The 26240-nt window shown below is 62.6% G+C and carries 14 protein-coding genes; 11 read left to right on the top strand and 3 right to left on the bottom strand.

The window, feature by feature from the left end:
* Nucleotides 1–3: 3 nt before the first annotated feature.
* Nucleotides 4–1278 carry a metallophosphoesterase family protein gene (locus GE027_RS08980; RefSeq protein WP_162006646.1) on the bottom strand — a complete coding sequence of 425 codons (1275 nt, stop codon included), beginning with the start codon at nt 1276–1278 and terminating at the stop codon, nt 4–6.
* 397 nt (nt 1279–1675) lie between these two features.
* Here GE027_RS08980 and GE027_RS08975 point away from each other — a divergent pair, with 397 nt between their 5' ends.
* The 11 genes from GE027_RS08975 (at nt 1676) to GE027_RS08925 (ending at nt 23791) form a co-directional block, all read left to right on the top strand.
* On the top strand, nt 1676–5008 hold the full coding sequence (locus GE027_RS08975; RefSeq protein ID WP_237607413.1) for a DUF1553 domain-containing protein: 3333 nt from the start codon (nt 1676–1678) through the stop codon (nt 5006–5008).
* Nucleotides 4998–6434, top strand: a complete 1437-nt coding sequence (locus GE027_RS08970) for a DUF1501 domain-containing protein (protein WP_153556855.1) — start codon at nt 4998–5000, stop codon at nt 6432–6434. Before GE027_RS08975 ends, GE027_RS08970 begins: the two co-directional genes overlap by 11 nt.
* Nucleotides 6431–10132, top strand: coding sequence for a DUF1553 domain-containing protein (locus GE027_RS08965; RefSeq protein WP_153556854.1), 3702 nt, complete (start codon nt 6431–6433; stop codon nt 10130–10132). The genes GE027_RS08970 and GE027_RS08965 overlap by 4 nt, the downstream gene beginning before the upstream one ends.
* Before the next feature lie 240 nt (nt 10133–10372).
* The gene (locus GE027_RS08960) at nt 10373–11662 is read left to right on the top strand and encodes a DUF1501 domain-containing protein (RefSeq protein ID WP_153556853.1); all 1290 of its coding nucleotides are present in this window, start codon (nt 10373–10375) and stop codon (nt 11660–11662) included.
* A gap of 79 nt (nt 11663–11741) precedes the next feature.
* Complete coding sequence (locus GE027_RS08955) at nt 11742–13172, top strand: hypothetical protein (RefSeq protein ID WP_153556852.1); 1431 nt, start codon at nt 11742–11744, stop codon at nt 13170–13172.
* A 190-nt stretch (nt 13173–13362) separates the two neighbouring features.
* The gene (locus GE027_RS08950; protein WP_153556851.1) at nt 13363–15501 is read left to right on the top strand and encodes an alpha/beta hydrolase family protein; all 2139 of its coding nucleotides are present in this window, start codon (nt 13363–13365) and stop codon (nt 15499–15501) included.
* An 87-nt stretch (nt 15502–15588) separates the two neighbouring features.
* Nucleotides 15589–16869 (top strand): 3-keto-disaccharide hydrolase, encoded by a 1281-nt coding sequence (locus GE027_RS08945; protein ID WP_390621579.1) that lies wholly within the window; start codon nt 15589–15591, stop codon nt 16867–16869.
* Between the two features lie 18 nt (nt 16870–16887).
* Nucleotides 16888–17481, top strand: a complete 594-nt coding sequence (locus GE027_RS08940; RefSeq protein ID WP_153556849.1) for an antibiotic biosynthesis monooxygenase — start codon at nt 16888–16890, stop codon at nt 17479–17481.
* A 249-nt stretch (nt 17482–17730) separates the two neighbouring features.
* On the top strand, nt 17731–19275 hold the full coding sequence (locus GE027_RS08935) for a N,N-dimethylformamidase beta subunit family domain-containing protein (protein ID WP_153556848.1): 1545 nt from the start codon (nt 17731–17733) through the stop codon (nt 19273–19275).
* 158 nt (nt 19276–19433) lie between these two features.
* On the top strand, nt 19434–22337 hold the full coding sequence (locus tag GE027_RS08930; protein ID WP_162006645.1) for a PSD1 and planctomycete cytochrome C domain-containing protein: 2904 nt from the start codon (nt 19434–19436) through the stop codon (nt 22335–22337).
* Between the two features lie 62 nt (nt 22338–22399).
* Nucleotides 22400–23791 (top strand): DUF1501 domain-containing protein, encoded by a 1392-nt coding sequence (locus tag GE027_RS08925; RefSeq protein WP_153556846.1) that lies wholly within the window; start codon nt 22400–22402, stop codon nt 23789–23791.
* A gap of 212 nt (nt 23792–24003) precedes the next feature.
* Here GE027_RS08925 and GE027_RS08920 read toward each other — a convergent pair whose 3' ends face one another.
* Together GE027_RS08920 and GE027_RS08915 are read right to left on the bottom strand one after the other, a co-directional pair.
* Nucleotides 24004–24834, bottom strand: a complete 831-nt coding sequence (locus GE027_RS08920; protein ID WP_237607412.1) for a glycerophosphodiester phosphodiesterase — start codon at nt 24832–24834, stop codon at nt 24004–24006.
* 251 nt (nt 24835–25085) lie between these two features.
* Nucleotides 25086–26240 carry a Wadjet anti-phage system protein JetD domain-containing protein gene (locus tag GE027_RS08915; RefSeq protein ID WP_153556844.1) on the bottom strand — a complete coding sequence of 385 codons (1155 nt, stop codon included), beginning with the start codon at nt 26238–26240 and terminating at the stop codon, nt 25086–25088.

The raw sequence follows: 26240 nt of genomic DNA, 5'->3' as shown, positions 1-26240 counted from the left end.
GATTTAACTATTCCACTGCTTTTGGTGCAGCAGGTTTCCATCCAGGTCGAGGATGCGGATGTTCATTTCGGCACGGTCGCCGTCTCGCTGGGCATCGACCACGGTCAGTGTGGCCTGCTCGGGCTTGGGCCCACCACCGACGAACTGCAAGACCGGCATCTGGTCGGTGGCTTCGTCCAATCGGTCGCGGTGCATGTGCCCCGACAGCACGGCCTGGAACCCGGCCGCTTTCAACGTCGGCAGCCAGAGTTTGGCGCCGAATCCGCTGTAGTAGGCATAGCCATCGACGGCCGTACCGTCGTTGTGCCCGGGCAAGCCGCGCAAGGGAATGTGCGTGGTCGCGATCTTGAAGGGCGCCGACCGAATCGCCGGCTGGGCCACGACCTGTTTCAGCCACGCGGCTTGCTGCTCGCGATACGGTTCATAGGCAGCCGTTCCGGCGAACACGGGGTGCGCGTCGGGTTTGTCTTCGCCGGTGTCCAGGGTGACGATGGCCAGGGGACCGAACCGCAGGGCTTGGTTGTAGGGCAGATCCGGTGATTCCGGACAACCGACCAGCGAACGCGATGCTTCCCGCGCTCGCTCGCCGCGAACATCGTGGTTGCCATTGGAAAACAGCAAGGGGCGCGTGCTGGCCCAGCGCTGCGCAAGATCGTTGGCGGGATTCAGCAGGATCTGCTCGGTCGCTTTGGGGGCGTTGAAATCGTTGCACGTGTCGCCGTTCCAAACCAACAGATCCGGATCCAGCTCTTCGATCTTCGCATGCAGCCGGCGGATGGTCGCCGCGTTTTCGTGCGTGTCGTTGATCGACACCACGCGCAGCCGTTTCGCATTCGGATCGGGCAGACGCAGGGCAAAGACCGGCGTTTCCTGGGGCTCGCCACGTTCCAACTGGTAAGCGCTGCGGTACCGCAGCGGCTGGACGACGACGCGGTAGAACACCGGCCGATCCGTGGGCAGCTCGTCCGGATGATGCACGCGGACATGCAGCACTTGGTCGTCGGCTTGGACCAAGCCGTGGTGGCTGGCGATCGCTGTAAAACTCAGGTCGTCTTCGGCAAAACCATACTCGACCCAGGCGGTCGCCAGTCCGGCCACGGCGATGCTGACCCCAAAACCCTGTGATCGCGGATTCTGAACCACCGGCGGACTGGCGATCAGCGGCCGATTGAAATCGTCGCTTGGGTCTCCCGTACCGGACGGATTCGGCTCGGCGCCCTGAACAACCGTCCCCGGAACCGTCGTCAGAGCCACGGCGCTGACGGGAATGACACCCATAAAATTTCGGCGATTTAACATATAAAAAACTATTTTTTCCGGTAAAGTTTCAATAACGGCAGCCCGTTCGCCAGGACCGCCCCACCTCCGCCAGGACGAATCGACAAACGCAACAAAGCGGTCCCGCCGTCAGCCATTGTCGACGCTGCAACACCATCTGGCAACATTCCCGCCCAAACGCTGTTAGAATTGATACCCGTCGTTCTGTGGCGTTCGCCGGTATCCAGCGGGTAAACTGGTGGATGAACGCATCCGTTCGAGAGCCTCTGGACGACTCCCACCTTGCCGATCCGGCGTTGATCGCCGGCCTGCCGGAGATGAAATGAGATTGCAACGCCCGACAAGTCCGCCTGTTGTGGATCGTCAAAGCCACACTGTGTGGCGCACCGCGCCAGGTGTGAGAACCGCCTCGCTAGGCGTGGCCCTGCTGCTGTGGGCAGGCGGAGCGTTGGTTCCGGCCACGTCCTTGGGGCCTGCGACGTTCTTCTGCGGGACCCGCTTGTCGGCTGCGGAGCCGACGCCCCAGCAGCGCGACCTGTTCGAGAATCACATTCGGCCGACGCTGGTCAGCGACTGCATCCAGTGCCATGGCGAAACGAAGCAGGAGGGTGGTCTGCGGCTGACATCGCTGGAAGGCCTGCTCGCCGGCGGTGACTCCGGACCGGCGATCGTGCCGGGCGAACCAGACGCGAGCTTGCTTGTCGAAGCCCTGCGGTTTGAATCCTTCGAGATGCCGCCCAGCGGTCCGCTGGAGTCGGAGGCGATCGACGGTGTCGCCGCGTGGATCGCCGCCGGCGCCCCCTGGCCGCAAGGGGTGACGCTGAAACCCACTCCCAAAATCACCGCTCACGATCGCGACTGGTGGTGTTATCAGCCGATCGCCGACCCGGCCGTCCCATCGGTGGACGATCACGGCTGGTGCCGCAACGAAATCGATCACTTCATTTTTCGGCGGCTGCACCAAGAGGGCCTCTCGCCCGCCTCCGAAGCCGACCGCCGCACGCTCACCCGCCGCGTTCACTTTGCCGTGACCGGACTGCCGCCCACCGACCAAGCGGCCGCTCCGACCGAAGAAACCGCCGCCCAGGACGCCTGGTACGAAGCCCTGGTCGATCGCCTGCTCGAACAACCGGCCTACGGCGAGAACCAGGCTCGGTACTGGCTGGACCTGGTTCGCTATGCCGATTCGGATGGCTACAACGCCGATCACCCGCGTCCCCAAGCCCACCACTACCGCGACTACGTCATCCGGTCCTTCAACGAAGACAAACCGTATGACCGGTTTGTGCAGGAGCAATTGGCCGGCGACGAAATCGATCCCGGCAACCGCGACGCCTTGATCGCCACGATGTACCTGCGGCATTACATCTACGAGTACAACCAGCGCGATGTCGAAGGCCAATGGGCCCAGATCATCAACGACGTGACCGAAACGACGGCCGACGTGTTCCTTGCGCAGGGTGTGAAGTGCGCGCGTTGTCACGATCACAAATTCGATCCTCTGCTGCAGCGCGACTACTACGCCCTGCGGGCCTTCTTCACCCCGCTGCTGCCGCGGGAGGATCAACCGATCGCCGACGTCGAGACCCGCGCCGCACACCTCGAACAACTGCACAGGTGGGAGGCGGCGACCGAGGACATCCGCCGGCGGCTGCACGAGATCGAAATGCCGGTGCTGCTGGAAAAGGCCGGCGGACAGGGGTTCGACAAATTCACCACGGAGATCCAAACGCTGGTCGCCAGCCGGCGTCACGAGATCAGTCCTTACGAGTTTCAGATCGCCGAACTGACTCGCAACCAACTGGTCATGAATCCCGAGAAGTTGCCCGAGTGGTTGGACGAAGAACAAGCAGCGGAGCGTCAGCGGTTGCGGGCCGAGCTGGCGAAGCTGGAGCACTTGAAGCCGGAACCGCTGCCGACGATTTCCTTCGTGGCCAGCGACGTGGGACCGGTCGCCCCGCCAACGTTCATCCCGGACGCCGCCGACCCGTCACCGATCCAACCGGCTTTTCCGGTGATCCTCGATGGCGAACCGGCGACGATCCAGCCGCCGCACGAGGCGTTGCAGTCGACCGGTCGCCGCACGGCCCTGGCGCGCTGGATCACCAGCCCGGAAAACCCGCTGACCGCCCGCGTCATCGTCAATCGGGTGTGGCAGCAGCATTTCGGTCGCGGGCTGGTTCCGACGCCCAGCGACTTTGGCCGCCTGGGCACGCCGCCGTCGCATCCCGAACTGCTCGACTGGCTGGCGCGTCGCTTCATGGCCGATGGCTGGAGCCTTAAACGGCTGCATCGCTTGATCCTCACCTCGGCGACCTACCGGCAGTCTTCCCTGCGGCCGGCGGACCCGCAACTGGCCGAGCTCGATCCGCAGAACGTGCTGCTGTGGCGGATGAATCCGCGGCGGCTGTCCGGCGAAGAGATCCACGACAGCGCCCTGACGGCCAGCGGCGAACTGAGCAAGGGCAAACGTGCGATCTATAAAACGGTCAAGCGCAACGCCCTGGATCCGCTGCTGGCCGCCTTCGATTTCCCGGACCGCGTCGAGAGCCAGGGCAGCCGACATCGCACCACCACGTCGCCGCAAGCCCTGCTGCAGATGAACAATCCCTGGTGGCACGAGCGTGCCCAGGCGATGGTCAAGCGAGGCCGTGGCGACAGCACCGAAGCTCTGGTCCAAACCGCTTACCAGCAGCTTTACTTCCGCGCCCCCACCGCCGACGAACAACAGCGGGCCGTGTCTTTTGTCCGTTCCTATGCCGAACTGATCCCCGACGCGGAAGCTCCGCAGCGACTGGCCGCCCTGCCCGATGGACGACCGGCGATCGCCCTCGATGCAAAACAATCCGCGTCGATTCAGGTGCCGGCCATTGCGGAACTGTCCAACCGACCCGCCGCAGCCGACCAAGAAGGTCACGGCGACTTCACGATCGAAGCGACCGTGATGTTGCACTCGCTGTATCCGGACGCCTCGGTGCGGACGATCGCGGCCGGTTGGTCGGGAAACAATGCCCAGCCGGGTTGGTCGCTGGGGGTCACCTCGACCAAGAGCTCCTACAAGCCGCGCAACCTGATCCTGCAACTGGTCGGATCGCGAGACAGCGTCGACGGCAAACCTCAGTACGAAGTCATCGCTTCGAATTTGCGAGTGGAGCTGAACAAGCCTTATCATATAGCGGTCGCGATCGACCTGGATGACGCATCCACCGAGGGCATCACTTTCTATCTGCGAGACCTCTCGAAACCGGGTGCGCCGCCCCAGGTCGCTCACGTCGCCCATCAAGCGCGCTGGAACGTCCATGCGAAGCGGCCCATTGAAATCGGGGGCCGCTCGAATCACCATCGTTGGGATGGCCTGATCCAAAACGTTCGCTTGCACGCCGCGGCGCTGAGCCGCGAAGAACTGTTTGCCCCCGCCTCCACCGCCGAACCCGCCTCCACCGCCGAACCCGCCCCAACCGCCGAACCCGCCTCCACCGCAGCGCCGCCCGAGGGCCCTGCCCCACCCCAAAACGACAAAGCTCCACCTCCCGACGACGAAGCCGATTCGCGACTGCTGCTCGACCTGCACTTTGCCAGCGAGACGCAATTGGGTCACGATCGCTCGCCGTCGGCTCGGCATGCCACGGTCCGTTTCGAGGACGCCGCCCTGACGTCCCCTCGAGAGATTGCCCGGACGGCCCTGCTGCACGCCTTCCTTTGCTCCAACGAGATGATCTATGTGGACTAAGAACGCGAATTCCGGCGGTCTGTCACGACGCCAGATATTGCTGCAAACCGGCGGCGGCTTCGGCGCTCTGGCACTGGCCGGACTGCTTCCGCAGGCGCGGGCGGGTGCGGCGGTAAAACGCCCCGTGCCGGCGGCGTCATCGAAGATGGTCACCCATCCGGCCCGAGCCAAAAGCGTCATCTTTCTGTTCATGGACGGGGGACCGAGCCATCTCGATACGTTCGACCCCAAGCCGGCTCTGGAAAAACTGGCCGGTAAACCGATCCCCGAAAGTTTTGGACGCGTGATCACGGCGATGGGCGAGTTTGATTCGCCCATCATGGCTTCCAAACGTCAATGGAAACAGCATGGCGAAGGCGGCCTGTGGGTCTCCGACTGGTTGCCGCACACCGCACAGATGGCCGACGAACTGGCCGTGATCCGGTCCTGCTGGACCAACGGCATCAACCATTCCGGCGGGATCTGCCAAATGAACACCGGCAGCCAGTTCGCCGGGCGTCCCTCGCTGGGCAGCTGGGTCACCTACGGCCTGGGAACCGAGAACGAGAACCTGCCGGCCTTCGTCGTCATGCAGGAGGGTTCGGGCCGCGTTATCAACGGAGCCCGAAACTGGGGCGCCGGCTTCATGCCCGCGGTCTACCAGGGCACGACGATGCAAAAGAAAGGCCCGCCCTTTACCGATTTAATTCCGCCCGAGCACGTCGCACCGCCGCAGCAGCGCAAGCAGCTGGAGTTCCTGACCGAACTGAATCGTCATCACGCCGCTCGCCGCGAAGACAACACCGACCTGGAAGCGCGCATTCGCAGCTTCGAACTGGCTTATCAGATGCAGTCGCACGCGCCCGAAGCGGTCGATCTGTCGCAGGAAACCGCCGAAACGCACAAGCTGTACGGCCTGGACAACGAGAAAACCGCATCCTACGGACGGAACCTGTTGATGGCTCGGCGATTGGTCGAGCGCGGCGTCCGCTTCGTGCAGTGCTACAGCGGAGCGGGCAGCAAGTGGGACGCGCACAGTAATATCGAAGCCAACCACGACCGGATGTGTGGCAGCACCGACCTGCCGATCGCCGGCCTGCTGAAGGATTTGAAACGACGCGGCTTGCTGGAACAGACACTGGTGGTCTGGGGGGGCGAATTCGGGCGGACGCCGATGAGCGAAAAGGGCGACGGTCGCGACCACAACCCCACCGGATTCACGATGTGGATGGCCGGTGGAGGCGTCCGCGGCGGACAGGCCTACGGCACCACCGACGACGTCGGCCTGCACGCCGTCGAAGACCGCCTGCACGTCCACGACATCCACTCCACGATCCTGCATCTGATGGGCGTCGATCACCGGCAACTGGTTTACCTGCACAAGGGCCGGCCCGAACGCATCGATCAGAACGAAGGCCGCGCGTACAAGGAAATTGTTGCATCATGAGCTGGAAGCTTTTGCCGCTGGTTACGATTCTGTGCATCCTGGGCCTCCCGCCGGCGATCGCCCAAGCAAGCGACCGGCCCGACGAGAACCAACCGCGCGAAACCGTTCGCTGGGACTTTCAATCCGAACCGGCGACGCCGCTCGAGCCGCGAGGCAACGTGCAACCGGACCAAGCTGGGCCGCGCCCGCCGGAGTTTCCCGAGATGCCGGCCGACAATACGGCCGTGAAAGTCGATGCCGGGGCGTACTTGGCGACCGCCGACGCGGGTGCGGACAGCAAATTCGATTTCACCAATGGCGATGCGGTCACGCTGGAGGCCTGGGTCAATCCCAGCGGCATCCAAGACGGCCAGGCGCAGTACATCGTCGGCAAGGGGCGAACCGGCGCGCCGCAGTTCGCTCGCGACAATCAGAACTGGGCCCTGCGGCTGATGGGCAAAGACGGGCAGGCTCGCGTCAATTTTCTGTTCGCGTCCAAACTCTCCAGCGATGGCACCCACTGGCATCGCTGGACGTCGAAGCTTGGCTTTCCCGCCACCACCGGTTGGCATCACGTCGCGATCACTTACGTGTTTGGAAAACCCGAATCGATTCGAGGCTGGGTCAACGGCGAACCGACTGACGGCACCTGGGACATGGGCGGCCCAACCACCGCTCCGCCGGTTGTCGATGACGACGAGGTTCGGATCGGCGAGCGTTTCGCCGGGTTACTGGACGCCGTGGCGATCCACCGCAAAGTGCTGGATGACCAAACGCTGGCCGCTCGATTCAAACGCGTCGGCAAAGAACGCGTCGTGCGTCTCGCTCCTGAAGTCATGCCCGAACTGGGTGACATCCCTGCCGGCCAAGTCCTGTTCCAACTGTGCGAGAACATGCCCGGTGCGTCTCGTTGGTTGTACGAGAGCGAATCGTGGCCGCCGGAAACCACGCGTTGGCTGGGCGAAGCCTTCCTGTTGTCCCGGATTCCCGTGCGCTACGACGACTGGGGCATTCGTTCCAGTTGGAAAGCGCCGTTGCTGCTGCGAATCGCCGGCGACGTCGAACTGCCCGCCGGCGAGCATCGCTTTCTGGTCCGCGCCCGTTCGCTCAGCCGGTTATGGATCGACGGCAAACTGGTGACGCATACCAAGACGGTCCGCAGTCGTGGCGGCAACCTCGAACCCATCGTCCCGATCCCCGAGCCCCTGGTTCCGGGCGCTCGCTTGCTGCCGTTCCCCCAGCAGGAAGCGTTTACGTCGTTCGAGATTCCCCCGGCCGAACAAAGCGGTCCGCGTACCGCACGCGTGGTTTTGGAAGTCATGGTGGGCGGCAACGGCGACCGTACCGAAACCGGCGAAGTCTGCGTGGCGCTGCAGCCCCACGGCGAAGGGCCGCTGGTGGTGCTGCAGCCCCGCGGCTCCGCGCCGCTGGAGTTGTCCGACGAGGCGGTCGAGCCGGCACTGGGCCGGTTCGAGACCAACCTGGTTGCCTTCGAAGACGCGGTGCGCCGCCGGGCCGCCGCTTCGCAGGATGCCTTCTGGCAGCAACGCCACACGCTCGCGCGCCAGTCCGTCGCGGCCGCGGAGCCTTCCGGCGGCGATCCTGAGAGCCACCCCATCGACCGTTTTGTGGCCGACAAGATCACCCGTGCGATCCACCGCGCAGCCGAGACCGACAAGGCGACTAGCGCGCATTTTCACAACGAAGTCCTACCGATCCTGCGCGATCAATGTTTCCGCTGTCATGGTGAAAAGGAAAAAGGCGGCCTGCGGCTGAACTCCCGCGAGCACGCCTTGTCGATGGGCGAATCGGAGCTGCCCGCCGTGGTTCCCGGTGACCCGGACGAGAGCGAACTGATTCTGCGAGTTCGGACTCACGACATGCCGCCCACCGGCGACGGGCTGAACGATCAACAGATCGCGACGCTGGAGCGGTGGGTTGCCGACGGTGCGCCCTGGCCCGATCCGCCGCTCGATCCGGCCGCCGTGGCCGAAGCGCCCGTGGTGGACGATGCGGCCTTCCTTCGCCGCGTGTACTTGGACACCGTGGGCGTGGGGCCCAGCGAAGCGGAAGCTCGCGAGTTTCTGGCCAGCGACGATCCGGACAAGCGCCAGCGACTGGTCGAACGTTTGCTGCAGGACCCGCGATATGCCGACCACTGGGTCAGTTTCTGGATGGACCTGTTGGCCGAGAACCCGACCCTTCTGAACCAGTCGCTCAATTCGACCGGGCCGTTCCGGTGGTTCCTGTACGAATCGCTACGCGACGGCAAACCGCTGGACCGCATGGTGACCGAACTGTTGCTGATGCGTGGCAGTCGTCACGAAGGCGGCAGCGCCGGGTTTGCGTTGGCCGGCGAGAACGATTCGCCGATGGCCGCCAAGGGGCATATCGTCGCCTCGGCCTTTCTGGGCATCGAACTGCAGTGCGCCCGCTGCCACGATTCGCCCTATCACAGCACCACTCAGGAAGACCTGTACTCGTTGGCGGCGATGCTGAACCGCAAACCGCTGAACGTGCCCGAGACCAGTCGCGTGCCGGATGCATTCTTCGAAAAAGTCGGCCGCGAGTCGCTGATCGAAGTCACGCTGAAACCCGACGCGGTGATCCAGCCCAAGTGGCCGTTCGCCGCGTTCACCGGCATCGACGACGGGCCGCATATCGATGCCCTGGTTCGCAATCCGCAGGATTCACGCGAACGCCTGGCGGCCTTGGTCACTTCGCCCCAGAACAAGCGATTTGCTCAGGTGGTCGTCAACCATCTGTGGAACCGTCTGTTGGGTGCGGGGATCGTTCAACCGGTCAACGACTGGGAAGGCAAAACGCCCAGCCATCCCGAACTACTGCAGTGGTTGGCCGACCAGTTGGTGCTGCACGACTACGACCTGCGGCACGTGTTACACCAGATCATGACCTCCCAGACGTACCAACGCCGTGCGATCGGACGCAATCACCAGGCGGCGGCCGAACAGCGTTTCTTCAACGCCCCGGATCCGCGACGGCTGGCTGCCGAACAGATTGTCGATTCGCTGTTCGCCGCTTCGGGTCGCCGGATGGATACAGGCGAATTAACTTTCGTGCACGATGGAGCCGAACCGATCAGCGCACGACAGACGCTGGGTTCGCCGCGCCGCGCCTGGATGTTTGCCGGACTGAACAACGAACGGGACCGCCCCAGTTTGTCGCTGCCCAGAGCGCAACCGATCGTCGACGTCCTCAAAGCGTTCGGCTGGACCGGCACCCGCCAGCGGCCGATCGTCCAGCGGGAAACCGATCCCAATGTGCTGCAGCCCGGCATCCTGGCCAACGGCACGTTGTCGATGTCACTGACCCGCGCGGCCCACCGAAGCCAGCTGGCGGACTTGGCCGTGGAAACCACCTCGGCCGAGACATTACTAGAAAAGCTGTTCTTGCGCTTCCTGGCACGTTATCCTAGTGACCAGGAACGGGCCGACCTGTTGCCGGCATTGGCCGCCGGATTCGAATCCCGTCTGACTCCCGCCGATCAAGTCCAGCCGCCCCCTGCCCTACCGCCGCTGCCCCAATCCACCTGGTCCAATCACTTGGTCCCCGAAGCCAACGAGATTCAGGAGCGGTGGCAGGAGCGCGTCCGCCGCGGCCCGGCGGTCGACCCGCGCCTGCAACCCGAGTGGCGAGAAGTCTACGAAGACATCGTTTGGAGCCTGGTAAATCACCGCGAGTTTGCTTGGATCCCCTAACCCCCACTGAACCGTTTGCTCGATAAGCACGTCAGCGTAAGTAATTCGGTAGAAACCTACGACAACACCCTCCCGCGCAGCGGGAGGGTCGGGCTCTTAGGCCCGGGGAGGGCCCACACGAAAACCCTCTCCGGGCCTGAGAGCCCGACTCTCCCAGAGGGAGAGTAATGTCTAAGAACATATTGCGACATGCTTATCTCCGGTTCCTTTCCCTCCCCTTCCGCAAATCGAAGACGAGTCATGCAGAACCCGACGCGACGACAGTTTCTAGCCGGTGGTATGGCTGCCGCCGGCGCCGTGGGTGTCGCTCCGCTCGCCAGCGGCAACGCCTCGCAGGCGCTGCTGCAGGGCAAGGCGGAGCACGTGATTTCGATCTGGCTGGGCGGCGGCATGGGGCAAATCGATACGTTTGACCCCAAACCCAAGGGCGACCCCAAAACGCGAAAGCCGGGCGGCTACTACGACGCCATCGATACGGCCGTCGAGGGTGTCCAGGTTTGCGAGCACCTGCCGCGGATGGCCGGCTTGATGGATCGGGTGACCGCGGTGCGGACGGTGCATCACGGCGTGATCGACGAACACGCCGCGGCGACCAATCGCATGCACACCGGCCGGGCGATCAGCGGCACGGTCACCTACCCTTCGCTCGGTTCGTTGATCGCCCACGAGCGTGGAGCGGCCGGCGACGACGCCCCGCCCTACGTCCTGATCGGTTACCCGAACGTGACTCGCGGCCCCGGTTTCCTGGGCGCCAAACACGGTTACCTGTACCTGACCGAAACCGGCCGTGGTCCCGCCGGGTTGTCGCGTCCGGACATCATCACGCCGCAGCGTCAGAGTCGTCGCGAACAGTTCCTGGCGTCGCTGCGCAAAAGCGCCGGCGCCACGGCCGTGCGCGAGCTGGTCGATTACGAAGCCGCGATCGAACAGAGCATGAGTCTGAGCGGTCCGGAATTCAACCGCGTCTTCCAACTGGACCGCGAACCGGACCAGCTCCGCAATCGCTACGGCGGCGAGTTCGGACAGCGCTGCTTGCTCAGCCGACGTCTGATCGAGCGCGGCGTGCGGTTCATCGAAGTCAGCCACAACCTGAACTTCCTGAACGGCGCGGGCTGGGACGTTCACAACAGCGGGATCGTCAACCAGCACAAGTTGATCGAGGAGCTGGACACGGCCGTGTCGGCCCTGATCACCGACCTGCAGGACAAAGATCTGCTGGACAAAACCTTGATCGTGATCACCAGTGAATTCGGACGCCCGCCGGAATTCGACAGTGGCGGTGGACGCGGCCACCAGGGTTCGACCTTCACCTGTGTGCTGGCCGGTGGCGGCCTGTCGCACTGCGGGGCCTGGGGCGAAACCGACGAAGGATCCAAGAAAATCGTCGCCGATCCGGTCAGTGTGCCCGACTTCTTCGCCACCATTTGCGGCTGTGTCGGCGTCGACTACAGCAAGTACCTGTACGCCGGAGACCGCCCGGTGCCCATCACCGATCAAGGCGTTCCGATCGCCAAACTCTTTGCATCCTGAGAACGCGCTACATCGATCGAAGCGCGGGAGATTACCCTCCCGCGGTGACGCGCGTCGAAACCTCTTTGGGAAGATCACCATGCTATTCAGAATCGGTTGGTTGTGCCTGCTGCTCTGGCCCGCGTTGACGGTCCCCGCGGCGGAACTGCACACCGGTGGCGCGACGGTCAGTATTACGCCCGAGCAACCCGTCGCACTGTCCGGCCAGATGCACACGCGCATCGCGAAAACCGTCGCCAGCCCCGTCACCGCCACCGCGTTGGCGATCGAAGCCCGCGAGGGCGACGAGGTGGTCGACCAAGCGATCATGGTCTCCTGCGATCTGGTGGCGATTCGTGAAGGGATTCTCGAACTGGTCCGCGATCGTTTGAAAGAACGCATCCCCGATTTCGACGTCCAAAAACTGTTCATCAGCGCCACCCACACGCACACCGCACCGGTGATGCGGCAGGAGGCTTACCAGTTGCCCGAGGAAGGCATCATCCAGCCTGACGAATACGTCCAGTTTCTGGCCGACCAGATTGCCGACGCTTCGGCCCAGGCCTGGCAAAGCCGCCGACCGGGCAGCGTCGGCTGGGGACTGGGCTACGCGGTCGTGGCCCTGAATCGACGCAGCGTGTACGCCGATGGGTCGGCCCAGATGTACGGTTCGACCAGCCGCTCGAATTTCCGCGGCCTCGAAGGTTACGAAGACCACGGCGTCGAGGTCCTGTGTTTTTGGGACGAGAACGACAAGCTGTTTGCCACCGCCATCAATGTCGCCTGCCCGGCGCAGGAAGTCGAAAGCGGTTCGGTCGTCGACGCCGACTTCTGGCATCAAGTCCGCCAGTCGCTGCGCGCCAAGTACGGCGAAGACCTGTTGGTGTTGGGCTGGACCGGCGCCGCCGGCGACCAGTCACCACACCTGATGTACCGCAAGGCGGCCGATGAACGGATGCGAAAGCTGCGGGGGCTCTCGCGGCTGGAAGAATTGTCCCGCCGCATCGTCGTCGCCTGGGAAGAAGCCTACGAGGGAGCCCGACAGGAAAAGCACCGCGACGTGCCGTTTGTGCACTCGGTCCAAGCCGTCGACCTGCCCGAGCGTCTGGTCACCGAACAGGAAGCCGCCGCGTTGCGGACCAAGGTCGCAAACCTGTCGTCGGATCCCAGCAAGAAACGCCGCATGCTGTGGCATCAAGCCGCCCTCGATCGCTTCGAGCGGCAGCAGGCGGGAGACCAGAGACCGTACCCCATCGAATTGCACGTGATTCGGCTGGGCGACATCGCCATCGCCACCAATCCGTTTGAATTGTTTACGGACTTTGGGATCCAGATGAAATCCCGCAGCCCCGCCCTGCAAACCTTTGTCGTGCAATTGACCGGCCCTGGTTCCTATGTCCCCAGCCGACGCGCCGCCCAGGGTGGCGGTTACAGTGCGATCGTCGAAAGCAACGAAGTCGGCCACGAAGGCGGGCAGGAGCTGACCGAACGAACCGTCGAAGCCATCCAGTCCCTGTGGTCACCAAACTGAACCGTGTGGGCGCCAGCCCAATGCCACTTCCTTTGTAGCGGAACGGCGCGAGCCGTCCGGTTTTGCGGTGCGAACCTTCACACACCGGGCGGCTTGCGCCGCTCCGCTAACGCTTCAATCGCAAGCGATGGTGAAAGTAGATGGCATTGGGCGCTAGCCCACGGTTACCACCCCTCCAGAGCACACAACCATGAAACACCTGATCGCAATCGCCGTTTTACTGTGCACCTCGGCCATGGTTTCCGCCGAGGACGTCCGCGACCGTCCGCTCAAAGATTTGAACGGCTACTTCCCGTTCCATCCGCCGGCCTCGCTCCAGCAGTGGCAGCAGCGCCGGGAGTTCGTGCGGCGTCAGATCCTGGTGGCGACCGGGCTTTGGCCGATGCCCACCAAGACACCGCTCAATCCGGTCATCCACGGCAAGATCGAGCGCGACGGTTACACCGTAGAGAAGGTCTACTTTGAAAGCGCCCCCGGCTTCTTCGTCACCGGCAATCTCTACCGGCCCACGAACATCGAGGGCAAAGCTCCGGCCGTCATGCTGGCGCACGGGCACCGCAAGGACGCGCGTTTGTACCAGACGCCCGAGAGCCGGCTGCGAGCGCAGATCGCCGACGGTGCGGAGCGGTTCGAACGGGCCGGCCGCAGCACGTACCAATCGCAGTGTCGGCAGCTCGCTCGGATGGGCTGCATCGTTTGGCAGTGGGACATGCTGGGCGACTCCGACTCGATCCAGCTTTCCCGCCAGCTCGTCCACGGGTTCGCCAAACAGCGTCCCGAAATGAACACGACCGAGCGTTGGGGACTGTTCAGCCCGCAAGCCGAACAGCACTGCCAGAACGTGATGGGTCTGCAAACCCTGAACGCGGTCCGCGGAGTGGACTTTTTGCTCAGCCTGCCCGAGGTCGATCCGCAGCGGATCGCCGTCACCGGGGCCAGTGGCGGTGGCACCCAAACGATGATCCTGGCGGCGATCGACGACCGCATTCAACTGTCCTTTCCCGTCGTCATGGTCAGCACCGCGATGCAGGGCGGCTGCACCTGCGAAAACGCCAGTCTGCTGCGAGTGAATACCGGCAACATCGAATTCGCCGCCTTGGCGGCCCCCAAGCCGCAGGGCATGAACACGGCGGACGACTGGACCAAAGAGCTGGCCACCAAAGGCTTTCCAGAACTCCAGCAGTTGTACGCCACCTACGGCAAACCGAACAACATTTTTCTCAAGCGGGGCGAGCACTTTCCCCACAACTACAACGCCGTCACCCGCTCCGCCTTCTACACGTTCCTGAACAAGCACTTCCAGCTGGGCTTTCAGGCGCCCGTGATCGAGCAGGACTTTGATCCGCTGCCGCCCGAACAGCTGACCGTGTGGAACGACGAACATCCCGCCCCCAAGGCAGCCGATCCGCAGTTCGAACGCGACCTGGTCGCTTGGCTGACGAAGGACGCCGACGAGCAGCTCCGCGCCGCCGCCTCGACCCCCGAAGGTCTGGACAATGTCCTTCGGCCGGCTGTGGAAGTTGTGATCGGTCGCACCTACGACGATGCGGGCGACGTTCGCTGGGCCGCCGGCGAACAAGAGGATCGCGGCGAGTATGTGAAACACACCGGGACGCTGCTGAACAAAACGCACAGCGAAGAAGTCGACGTCCTTTGGCTGCGTCCGAAACAGTGGAATGGCCGCGTCGTCGTGTGGCTGGACGAAACCGGCAAGACCGCCGTCTGCGATGGCCAGGGCAACGTGCCCGCCGCGGTTGAGAACCTGGTGCAAGCCGGCACGGCCGTCCTGGGAGCCGACCTGTACCGGCAAGGCGGCGAGCCCGTCGAGCAGACCCGCGTTGTGGAGAACCCGCGCGAGTTCGCCGGTTACACCTTCGGCTACAACCACGCGTTGTTCGCCCAGCGGGCCCATGATGTGCTCAGCGTCGTGCGTTATCTGCGGCACGCCGAATCCGGCCCCTGTCCCGCCGGCGACGTGACGAATGTTGCCGTCGCAGGCTGGAACAGTGCCGGACCAATCGCCGCCGCGGCCGGTGGGCTCTCCGGCGGCGCGATCGACCGCATGGCGATCGGGACCGACGGATTTCGCTTTGGCCAGATCCTCGACTACCGCGATCCCATGTTCTTGCCGGGGGGAGCCAAATACCTGGACCTGCCGGGGCTGCTCGCCCTGCAGGCTCCGCGCCCGCTGTGGCTCTCCGGCGAGGGCGCAGAACCGGAGCTCGTCGTGGCCGCCTACCGCAAAACCCCGGCGTCCAGTGAACTGGTGACCTTTGCCGGCGAAGATGAAAATCAACAGACCGCCGCCAGCCGCTGGCTATTAAAGTAAAGACCAAGCACAATGGGTTGCTTCGTTTCCTGAAGAGATTTTTCCCTCCCTGAAGAGACCATGATGAGAAAAAGTGTTGCAGTCGTTATGTTGATCGGCCTTCTGGCATGCCTCGCACCGAACGCATCGGCTGCGGATGCCGAAGACGGCTTCGTCTCGCTGTTCAATGGCAAAGACCTAACCGGCTGGGTCAAACGCGGCGGATCGGCCCAATACGAAGTCCAGAACGGAACGATCGTCGGCAAATGTGTGCCGAACACCCCCGGCAACACCTTCCTGTGTTCGGAAAAGGAATTCGGCGACTTTGTGCTGAAGTTGCAGTACAAATTCATCGAACCCGGCAACTCCGGCGTCCAGTTCCGCTCCGCCGTTCGTTCGCAGGGTGATTCTCAGCGAGTCTACGGATATCAGTACGAGATGCGTCCGGGTTGCGACATGACGGGCCGCATCTACGACGAAGGACGCCGCGGCCACAAACACGGCCTCATCTGGCTCGATGCCCATACCCCCAAGGATCGGCTGGACGCCGCCAAGGCCACCTGCAACGAGGGCGATTGGAACGATGTCGAAATCCAGTGCGTCGGCCCCTCGATCAAGACCTGGTTGAATGGCGAACTGGTCGTCGACATGTTCGACGGCGAGGCGATGAAGGGCTTTATCGGCCTGCAAATCCACTCCGGCAAGACCGGCTCGGTCGCCTGGCGAAACATTCGCGTCAAAGACCTCGGCGAGAGCAAGTGGGAACCGTTCTTCGTCAAAGGTGACGACGGCGAGTACCGCCTGTCCGACGCCCGCTTCGTGCTGCCCGAAGAATGGTCCTTCACCGAGGATGGCGTCCTGCACGGCGTGCATGCCAAGAGCCAAGACAAGGACGGCCTGGTTATCTCCGACAAGAATTACGGCGACTTCATCGCCCGCGTCACCTACCGGATGAACGGCGGCAACAGCGCCCTGTACTTCCGCGCCGAAGAAACCGAAGCGCCCTGGGTGTTGCGTGGATATCAGAACGAAATCGCCAACAACAGCAAAGATTCGGCCATCTGGCACACCGCCGGAATCATCGACGGCAAGACCATCCCGGGCCGCGGCTGGGTCGCGTCGAACGATGAACTGGTCGCCAAGGTTCGCAACAAGGACGGCCAGTGGAATACCACCTGCACCGCCGCCTACGGCGACCGCCTGGTGCAAATCCTGAACGGATTCTGCACCGCCGATATCATCGACGAGGACGGCGAAAAAACCGGCAAGCTGGGCCTGCAAATGCACGGCAACACCGACACCGAAATGTTCTTCAAGGACTTTGAAGTCATGCCCATCACCGCCGAGATGCGCAAAGCAATCGAACGGGAAACGGCCACCGACGAATAAGGGCTGCGGGCATCAACCGTGACAGCGTCCAACGCACACGACGATCCAGCCGATTCAGCCGATTCGCAGATGCCGGCGACGATCCTGGCGACGGCCTATCCGGCCGCCGGCAAGGAACATCAATGGGAACAGGCGATCGGCGAGTTGATTCGGACTTCGCTGTCGTTCCCCGGTAACCTCGGCGCCCTGGTTCTCAAACCGAACCAGACGGGCGATCGCTACTACCGGGTGATCACGAAGTTTGATTCGGCCGAAAACATGCAACGTTGGCATGATTCGGACGAGCGACGGGTGCGAGTCGAGGCGCTGCGACCGTTTGAAAGCCGGCCGGCGGACATCCATCACCTGACCGGGCTGGAAACGTGGTTTGAATCCACGACCGCCGAAGGCTTGGCGGTGTCGGCACCGCCTAAATACAAAATGGCGATCATCGTTTGGATCGCCGTCTATGCGACGGTCCTGCCGCTGATCGCCTACCTGAAACCCTGGTTCGGCGCCCTGCCCTCCTGGTTCTCCAGCGCCGTCCTGGCGGCGATCAGCGTCGCCATGATGACCTGGGTCGTGCTGCCCGCGCTGACCTGGGTCTTCAAACGCTGGCTGTATCCGAAGTAACGCCCGACGTGGCGGAGAAACGCCGCTCGGTTACACAGCTCGTTCCGCGGGCCGCCGCCCAACATCAAGTTTTCCTGGCTCTAACGAAATCTGGGTATGCATAGAATCGTTTACTCCCCTCTCCCCCCTCTCCCCCGAAGCCTGGCGAGCCTAAGCGAGTCAGGCTTCGGGGGAGAGGGGAGTAAATGTTACGCCTCATAGAATCCGTTAAAGCCAGAAGTTTTTAAAACCCCTGCCCCCTGATCTCCCATGAACTTGCCTCGCTTGTGTTACGGCCTGCGGTGCGCCGCATTGATCCTGTCGAGTCTGATCGCTCCGTCGCTCTTGGTGGCCGAAGAGGCGACGCCGAATCGGATCCAACAGGAGAACGCCAAACCGGGTTCCACCGATTGGCAATTGACCCGCGTCCGCCTGGACCGCCGAGATGGTTGCCGTTCACAAGCGATCGAGGGCTACTGCTCCAAACAAAGCGTTGCCGTTGGCGAAACCATCGAGTTCATGGTTTCGACCGACCCGGCCGAAAAGTTCCAACTCGAAATCTTTCGGACGGGTTACTACGGCGGCCGCGGCGCGCGGTTGATGAAGACGATAGGACCGCTGCAGGGCAGCCCCCAGCCGACGCCCACCCCCGACCAGCGCACCATGCACGAGTGTCGCTGGCAGCCCTCGGCCCGGCTGACGATTCCCGAGGATTGGCTCAGCGGCGTGTACCTGGGCCGCCTGACCACGCTGGTTCCCGAAGATGATCGAGCGTACTGGCAAAGTTACGTGGTCTTTATCGTCCGCGATGATCGCCCCGCCGACATCCTCTTTCAGTGCAGCGACAATACCTGGCAGGCCTACAACGGATGGCCTTACAAGTCGTCGGTGTACACGCACCCCAAAGGCGTGCAAGGTCCCTGGGCCGATGTCAGCTTTGACCGTCCCTATGGCCGCGAGGCGCAGTACACCAGCGTCGTCAACGATCCTCTGTCGGTTGGCAGCGGCGGCTATCTGACGTATGAGTTTCCGCTGGCCTACTGGCTGGAGAAGCACGGCTACGACGTCACCTACTGTTCCAACAGCGACATGCTGACGCCCGAGCGGGGCCTGAAATGCAAAGCGTTCTTGAGTGTTGGCCACGACGAGTACTGGGACATTCGCCAGTACGAAAGCGTGGTGGCGATGCGCGATGCCGGCGTGAACCTGCTGTTCCTGTCGGGCAATTCCGTCTGCTGGGTCTCGCCGCTGCAGCCGAGCGGCCGCGGACAACCGAATCGCGTCCTGTTTCGCGGCGGTCCCTATGGCGGCGATTACCGCTGGGCCGAGCTGCGCGAAGAAACCAACGGCCCCTTTCCCCATCGCGGACCCGATGAAGGCTACCTGATGGGCGCCCGGAACCTGCGTCCGGTCAACGGTGGCGGCGACTGGATCTGCACCAAGCCCGAGCACTGGGTGTTTGCCGGAACCGGGATGAAAGCCGGCGACCGCGTCCCGGGTTTGATCGGCTGGGAATTCCACGGCGACCCGCCCACGGACCTCCCGGGGCTGGAGATCCTGGCTCAGGGCACCGCTTGGCAGGGCGGCACGAATCCGGCCCCCTGGACCGCCACGATCTATCCCGGCCCCAAGAAGAATTATGTGTTCAACGCGGCCACGATTTTTTGGTCTCAGGGTTTGAGCATGCCCCCGGGACACACCCTGCCCTGGTCTCACGGCAGCCGCCCCCATGGACCCGACCCGCGCGTCCAGCGGATCACCCACAACCTGCTGGACCGCGCGATCGCTCCTCCTGAAGCTTCGCCAACGCAGTAGCCGTTAAGGAGGCGATCGCGTTGTGTGCATGGGGCCGGCAAGGGTGTTAGAATGAACTCCCCACCCGCCTCAGGGCCGCCGCCCCCACCTTTGCCGCCGCCGATTGCTGCGGTCGAGGCGGTCGCGATTCTTCGCTCTGCAAGTCGATGAGACAATTGATGACAACTCGCGTTTTTCTCCGCCCCCGCACGGCAACTCCAACGGTACTCGCGCTCTGGTTGGCAATTGCCTGCGGTTACTTTTGCCAATCATCCGCTGCGGCCAGCGAGATCAGCTTTAACGGCGACGTGAGACCGATCCTGGCAGAGTACTGCGTGCAGTGCCACGGTCCCGACGAACAGCATCGGCAGGCGGATCTGCGGCTGGACATCGCCGACGAGAGTACGATGGCCGCGATCGTGCCCGGCGATGCCGAAGCCAGCGAATTGATCCTCCGCCTGACCAGCGAGGATCCGGACATGCGGATGCCGCCCCCGGAGATGCAAAAGCGTCCCACGGCCAAGCAGATCGACACCCTGCGGCGGTGGATCGCCAACGGGGCGCCGTTCGAAGGACATTGGTCCTACCAACCGATCCGCGCCCCCGAAGTGCCCACGCCCACCGGCGACGCCTCTACCGAGATCGATCGGTTTATCGTCGCGGCGTTGGAGCAAAACGATCTGACGCTCGCCCCGCGATTGGACCGTCGCCAGCTGATTCGGCGAGCCAGCTTCGACTTGATCGGGCTGCCTCCCACACCCGCCGAAGTCGAAGCATTTGTCGACGACGCGGCCGCCGACGAGGAAGCCTTCGCCCGGGTCGTCGACCGCTTGCTGCAGTCGCCTCGCTATGGTGAACGATGGGGCCGACACTGGTTGGACATCGCTCGTTATGCCGACACCCACGGCGGAACGGCCATCGGGTTCAAGCGGTTTCCGTTCTCGTATACCTATCGCGATTACGTGATCCGGGCGTTCAACCAGGACTTGCCTTACGACCAATTCGTCCTGCAACAGTTGGCCGCGGATCAATTGGATTTGCCCGCCGATGACCCGGCTCTCGCCGCGCTGGGGTTCCTGACGGTGGGCATGCAGTTTCGCAGCGTGCACGATCTGATCGACGACCAGATCGACGTGGTCACGCGCGGATTGATGGGCGTTACGGTCGCTTGTGCTCGCTGTCACGATCACAAGTTCGACGAGATCCCGACCACCGACTACTACGCTCTGTACGCCACGCTGGCCAGCAGTGAACCGCCGGACGAACTGCCGGTGCTGGGCCAACCAACATTGACCGACCAACTGCTGGAGTACCAACGTCAGCTGGAAAAGCGGCAGACAATCTATCGCGATATGGCTCGCGATCAGATGGAGGTGATGCGTAGTCGCCTGCGCAGCCAGGTCGGTTTGTACCTAACCGATTTGGCTAAACAGGTTCCCGAACAAGACGTCTCGGCAGCTTTTCTGTCCTACCGCACCGACGATGTGCGTCCGATCGTACTGAACCGTTGGCGAATGTATTTGGGTGCGATGAGCGAAGAGGATCCGGTGTTCTTTGCCTGGGTCCGCCTGCAGGACACCCCCGCGGAACAATTCCAAACCGCCTGCGAACAATTGGTGCAGACGTCGAGGGCGGAGAATGGTGATCCGGCAAAGTTCAAAGACCTACACAACATGAGCGTCGAGGCGCCGCGGTGGAATCCGCGAGTTCTGGACGTTCTGGAGGAAACCCAACCGGCCTCGTTGATCGAATTAGCCGAAGCCTACGGCCGCCTGTTTGCCGACGTACATCTCGACTGGTTGACCGCCCTCCGCGAGGCGTCCCTGGAAGCGGCACCGGAAGGAGAAATCATCACGGACGAGGATCCGCGGCATGCCGAAATCAACAGCTCCATCAACCAACAACTGCGGCGGCACCTTTACGAATCCGGCACACCCACCGATGTGCCGGACAAGGTCGCCGCCCGAATGCTGAACCGTACCGTGTCGGACAAACTGAGAGGCAAGCGAGGCACAATCCACAACCTGCACCTCAACTCGCCGGGCTCGCCACCGCGTGGCATGGTCTTGGCCGAATCCGAGACGCCACCCGAAACCCGGGTCTTCCTTCGCGGTAACCCGCTAAGCCGTGGCGAACGGGTCGAAGCGAGATTCCTGACGAATGTCGCACCCTATGGCACGACGCCCTTCGACGATGGACGGCGTCGCCGCGGCTTGGCCGAAGCCATCGTCGCCCCGGAGAACCCGCTGACCCGGCGCGTAATCGTCAATTGGATTTGGCGACACCATTTCGGCCGGGGTCTCGTTCGCACGCCCGATGACCTGGGCACCCGCGGCACGCCCCCGACGCATCCTCAGCTGCTGGACTATTTGGCTACCGTGTTTGCCGAAGACGGTTGGTCGATCAAGAAGATGCACCGGCGGATCATGTTGTCCGACGTGTACCAACAAGCCTCGGTTGAAAACACGCAAGCTCGCCAGCGAGATCCTGAGAACCGGTTACTGTGGCGGATGCCGCGCAAACGCTTGGAGATGGAAGCGATGCGAGACGCGTTGTTGGCCGTCTCGGGCGAACTGGACACGACCACCATCGGTGGACGGCCATTCGACTTGGAAGCCACTCCGGTCGTTCCCCGCCGCAGTGTGTACGCGTTCATCAATCGCGACATTATCTCCGCTTTGTCCAGCACCTTTGATGGTGCCGACCCGACGTCTTGTACGGTCAAACGTCCCGACACGACCGTGCCCCAGCAAACGCTGTACGCGTTGAATTCCGCTTTCATCCAGGACCGCGCAGCCGCAGTGGCGAAGATGGCTGTCGAGGCTGCCGCCACCGATACGGAGCGTGTGGAATGGTTGTACCAGCGAATCTATTTGCGCGTGCCCGCGGCCGAAGAGCGCGAATTGGCCCTCGCCTTCGTAACGCGTCCGCAACCGGACGGCGCGGCCAGCGGCGACGAGCCAAACGATCATCAAGCCGACGCCGGTGATGCAGAACCAGCATCCACCGCAGAGAACCTCGAGCGTTGGGCGCAACTGGCGCATGCCATGTTGGCGTCCAATGAATTTATGTTTCTGGATTGACTGGAGTTCCGCTTCCTGTGTCACTCCCTCAACGCCTGTATCCATCAGCGAGCTAACCCATCATGGACCGTTCCTTCGCTTCTCCCCGCCGTCAGTTTCTTCAGCGCTGTGGTTTGGGAGTCGGATCGTTGGCGCTGGGCGAGATATTGGCCGGAGAATCGGCGACCGCCGGCACCGCAACCCACTTTCCAGCTCGTGCCCAGCACGTGATCCACATCTTTCTCAACGGCGGCATGTCGCAGGTCGACACCTTCGATCCCAAACCCGAACTGACCCGTCGAGCCGGCCAGATGTTGCCGTTCGACAACCTGCAGACCGAACGCAAAACCGGTGTCGCCCTGCCCTCCCCGTTCAAGTTCAAACAACACGGCGAGTGCGGGATGCCGATCAGCGATTTGTTTCCGCGGGTAGCCGAGTGCGCCGATGAACTGGCGGTCATTCGTTCGATGTACGCCGAGTTGCCCAGCCACGAAATGATGCTGATGTTGATGAACACCGGACATTCCCGTTTGGTGCGTCCCAGCTTTGGTTCGTGGTTGACCTGGGGGATGGGCACCGAAAACCAGAATCTGCCTGGCTTTGTCGCCCTTTGTCCAGGCGGTCTGCCGGTCGCGGGCGCGGGCAACTGGCGATCTGCGTTCCTGCCGGGCAGCTACCAAGGCACGTTGGTCGACACCGCTCACACCGATCCCACCAAGCTGATACGCCATATCCGCAACGATCGCCTATCCCCAGCCGAGCAGCGGGATCAGTTGGAAGTCCTGCAAGCGCTCAACGCTCGCCATTTGGCTGGACGCCCCGATGAACCAGACCTGGAAGCCCGGATTCAGTCGTTCGACCTGGCGTACCGAATGCAGATGGAAGCCACCGATGCTTTCGATACCAGCGGCGAGTCGAAGTCGATCCTGGAATTGTATGGTGAAGGAACGCAGAACCGCCAACTACTACTCGCCCGGCGTTTGGTCGAACGCGGCGTTCGTTACGTACAAGTCTGGCACGGTGCGGGCCAACCCTGGGACAGCCACAACAACATCAAGGATGCTCACCGGAACGTGGCCAACCAATGCGACCAGGGAATCGCCGGACTGATCAAAGACCTCAAGCAACGTGGCCTGCTGGACAAGACGCTGATCCTGTGCAGTGGCGAATTTGGACGCACGCCGTCGGTGGAACTGGGCCAGAACGGTTCGGGCGCCAGCCAGGGACGCGATCACAACCACTGGGGGTTCTCGTTGTGGATGGCCGGCGGCGGCGTCAAAGGGGGCACGATCTACGGAGCGACCGACGAGTTCGGTTTCAAAGCGGTCGAGAACCCGGTTTCGATCCACGACCTGCACGCCACGATGCTGCACCTGCTGGGCTTTGACCACGAACGTTTGACGTACCGATATGCCGGCCGCGACTACCGTCTGACCGGTCTGTCGGGCCAAGTCGTCCGCGACGTCATCGCCTGACGGACCACGATCTCGACTTCACACCAACACGAGTTTTGCACCATGAACGGTTTGTTTCCTCAACGCACTCTCGGCGGAATCGCCTTGCTGTGCACCCTCTGGCTTATCTCCTCCGGCGCACGCGCGGATGATTCATTGCCCGGCGTCCAAATACAGAATGTTCGCCGCGTGTTCGACAATGGCGAACACGGCCGTGTATCTGGCGGATCTCGTCAAGGAGTGAACTCGGTCTCCGGAAGTTTTTCTTTGACCTTCTGAATCACCGTGGGAATGTCCGTACAGGCCACGTCCAATCCCAGGCCGATCGCCAGGTAATAGTCTTCAACCTTATGACCCGGCCAGCCGTTGACCTTGAAACCGCGCTGCTGGGCTTCCTGGACCATTTCTCGCGACGTCCCGGAAATTCGACACGCGATGTGCGTGGTTTGCAAGCGCTGGGCACGTTCGATGAACGCCTGGGACAGCGGTTTACCGGCGATGATCGCAGTAGGCCAGTCCGCATCCCGCTTTCGCATTTCCACCAACGGCCGTTCATCGAAGGAGGTGAAGAGGTAGTCGGAACCGGCCGGCTTGTATTGCTTGGCCAACGCATACAGATTGTCGCAGTATTCCCCGATCCGCTCTTTGGGATACAGGTTTTTGTTGCTGGTTTTCATCTCCAGCTCCACATACACGCCCGGCTTGTCCTGCAGATATTGCAGAAAGTCTTCCAGAAACAGGAAGGCCTGTCCGTTTTTCGTCTGGACGTTCTTCAGTTCTTCGGCGGTTTTCTCCTCGACCGGGCCGCTGGCGTTGTGCGTCCGGTCCAACGTGTCATCGTGCAGCAAAACCAGCACGCCATCCTTGGTCATTCGCACATCGGTTTCAAAAGCGCGAATCCCCCGTTCATAGCAAGCTTCGAAGCCTTCCATCGTATTCTCTTCGAACTCATGGGCACCTCCACGATGTGCCAGAATCAGCGGCTGGCCCGATTCGTCGGCAAAGCCGTTGATGCTGAACGCCAAACCGGCAACCAGCTGGCAAAACAAAACGCAACGTAACATGAGCATTCCAACAAATAAAAGAAGCGAGATTCGGCAAGTCACACATCCTATACCGATCGGTTCAGTAACGGAACGCCCAACGCAACCGCCAACATCCGCGGCACCCAGAATCAACCGCCGCCGCGAAACTCCGAACCTACGGTTCAGGGCCGTGGGTTTCCGGGCCGCAACGCCACCGCGCTGCCACACCCGTTCGCGACGTTGGGTTCGTCCCTGGACGATTTGACGGAACGGGAACAAGATCTTCTGCGTCAGCGGAGGCAAGAAAGCTGACCGAACACAAGGTCTTCAGGCAAATGCTCCTGTTCGATCCGCAAGCCCTCTCGACACACCCGCTCGTACGCGGCGCGTTCGGATGACGAAAGTTCTAATCCATCCTGCGGAACCTGCGGCGGTACCGCACTGCACAGCCCCACGCTCTCGGCCAGCGTCGCCTCGTCCATCAGCATACTGCGGACGCTGGGCAAAAGACTGCGCAGGCGGTGCAGGATTTCAAATCCAGCGGCGTCCATGTCACCCCAGTAGGTGACTGGCCGGTCGTGCAACCAGCCGACGTCGCAGAGCTGAGTCACGCCGTTGCCCAGGCCGCCCAACACGAGACTATTGCGGACAGCGGGCATCGAGAGAAGACTGACCTTGTTTTCCACCAACAATACATTCGCCTCACCAACGCGTAAGACGTCGAGTGCTTCCGCCGGCAACGAACACTCCGCGAACGGAATACCAAGCTGCGCACGCAGATCTCGATCCAGCACCCGCAGCAGGAAGTGCGGCCGAGCATACTTCAACCCATACCGCGGTTCGAATTGGTCGACGGCGTAGCGAGGATCAATCGCCTCTGGCGGAAGCACCTCGTCCAGCCACTCCGCGAGGAAACGTCGGTTCCGTTCCAGCGTTTTCGACGAGGCCACCGGTATCTGACGTGCGAACACGTCGGGTCGGGGGTGACGCGAAAAATATTCGGTCAGCGTCAGCAACTCCTCCGCACGGTCTTCAACCTCCAGCAGCCTTCGCCAATTGCCGGGGCGTCGTACCCAAGGCTCGAGCGCCGGCAACCGGGATCGCAACGCTTGCACCAGCTCCTCGAGACGTCGCCAGCGTCCCTGCTCGCCGCTCAAAGCCCAAAGGTCCTCCATCGAATCGACGTAGATCGCCACGGGGAAATCGTTCTCACCATGAGAGCGACTGCGGCGTCGTTCCCACTGGACTCGGTATCCGAAGCCGCGCTGCGACTTCGAACCGGCCCGCAACGCCTCCACGCTTTGAATTGCTTCCGGAACCCGAGCTGACAATTTCACATCGGCCGGGATTCGGCGCGGGAAGAACGCTTCGTCGGCCAGCCAGGCGGCGACGGCCTTGGCTTGCAGACGACGGGCTTTGTCACGGATCTGTGCGGGCGTAATCAT

This window comes from Roseimaritima sediminicola, from assembly GCF_009618275.1.
Classification (GTDB): Bacteria; Planctomycetota; Planctomycetia; order Pirellulales; family Pirellulaceae; genus Roseimaritima; species Roseimaritima sediminicola.
Note: the sequence above shows the minus strand (reverse complement) of the source record. Positions and strands in the feature narration are given on the sequence as shown.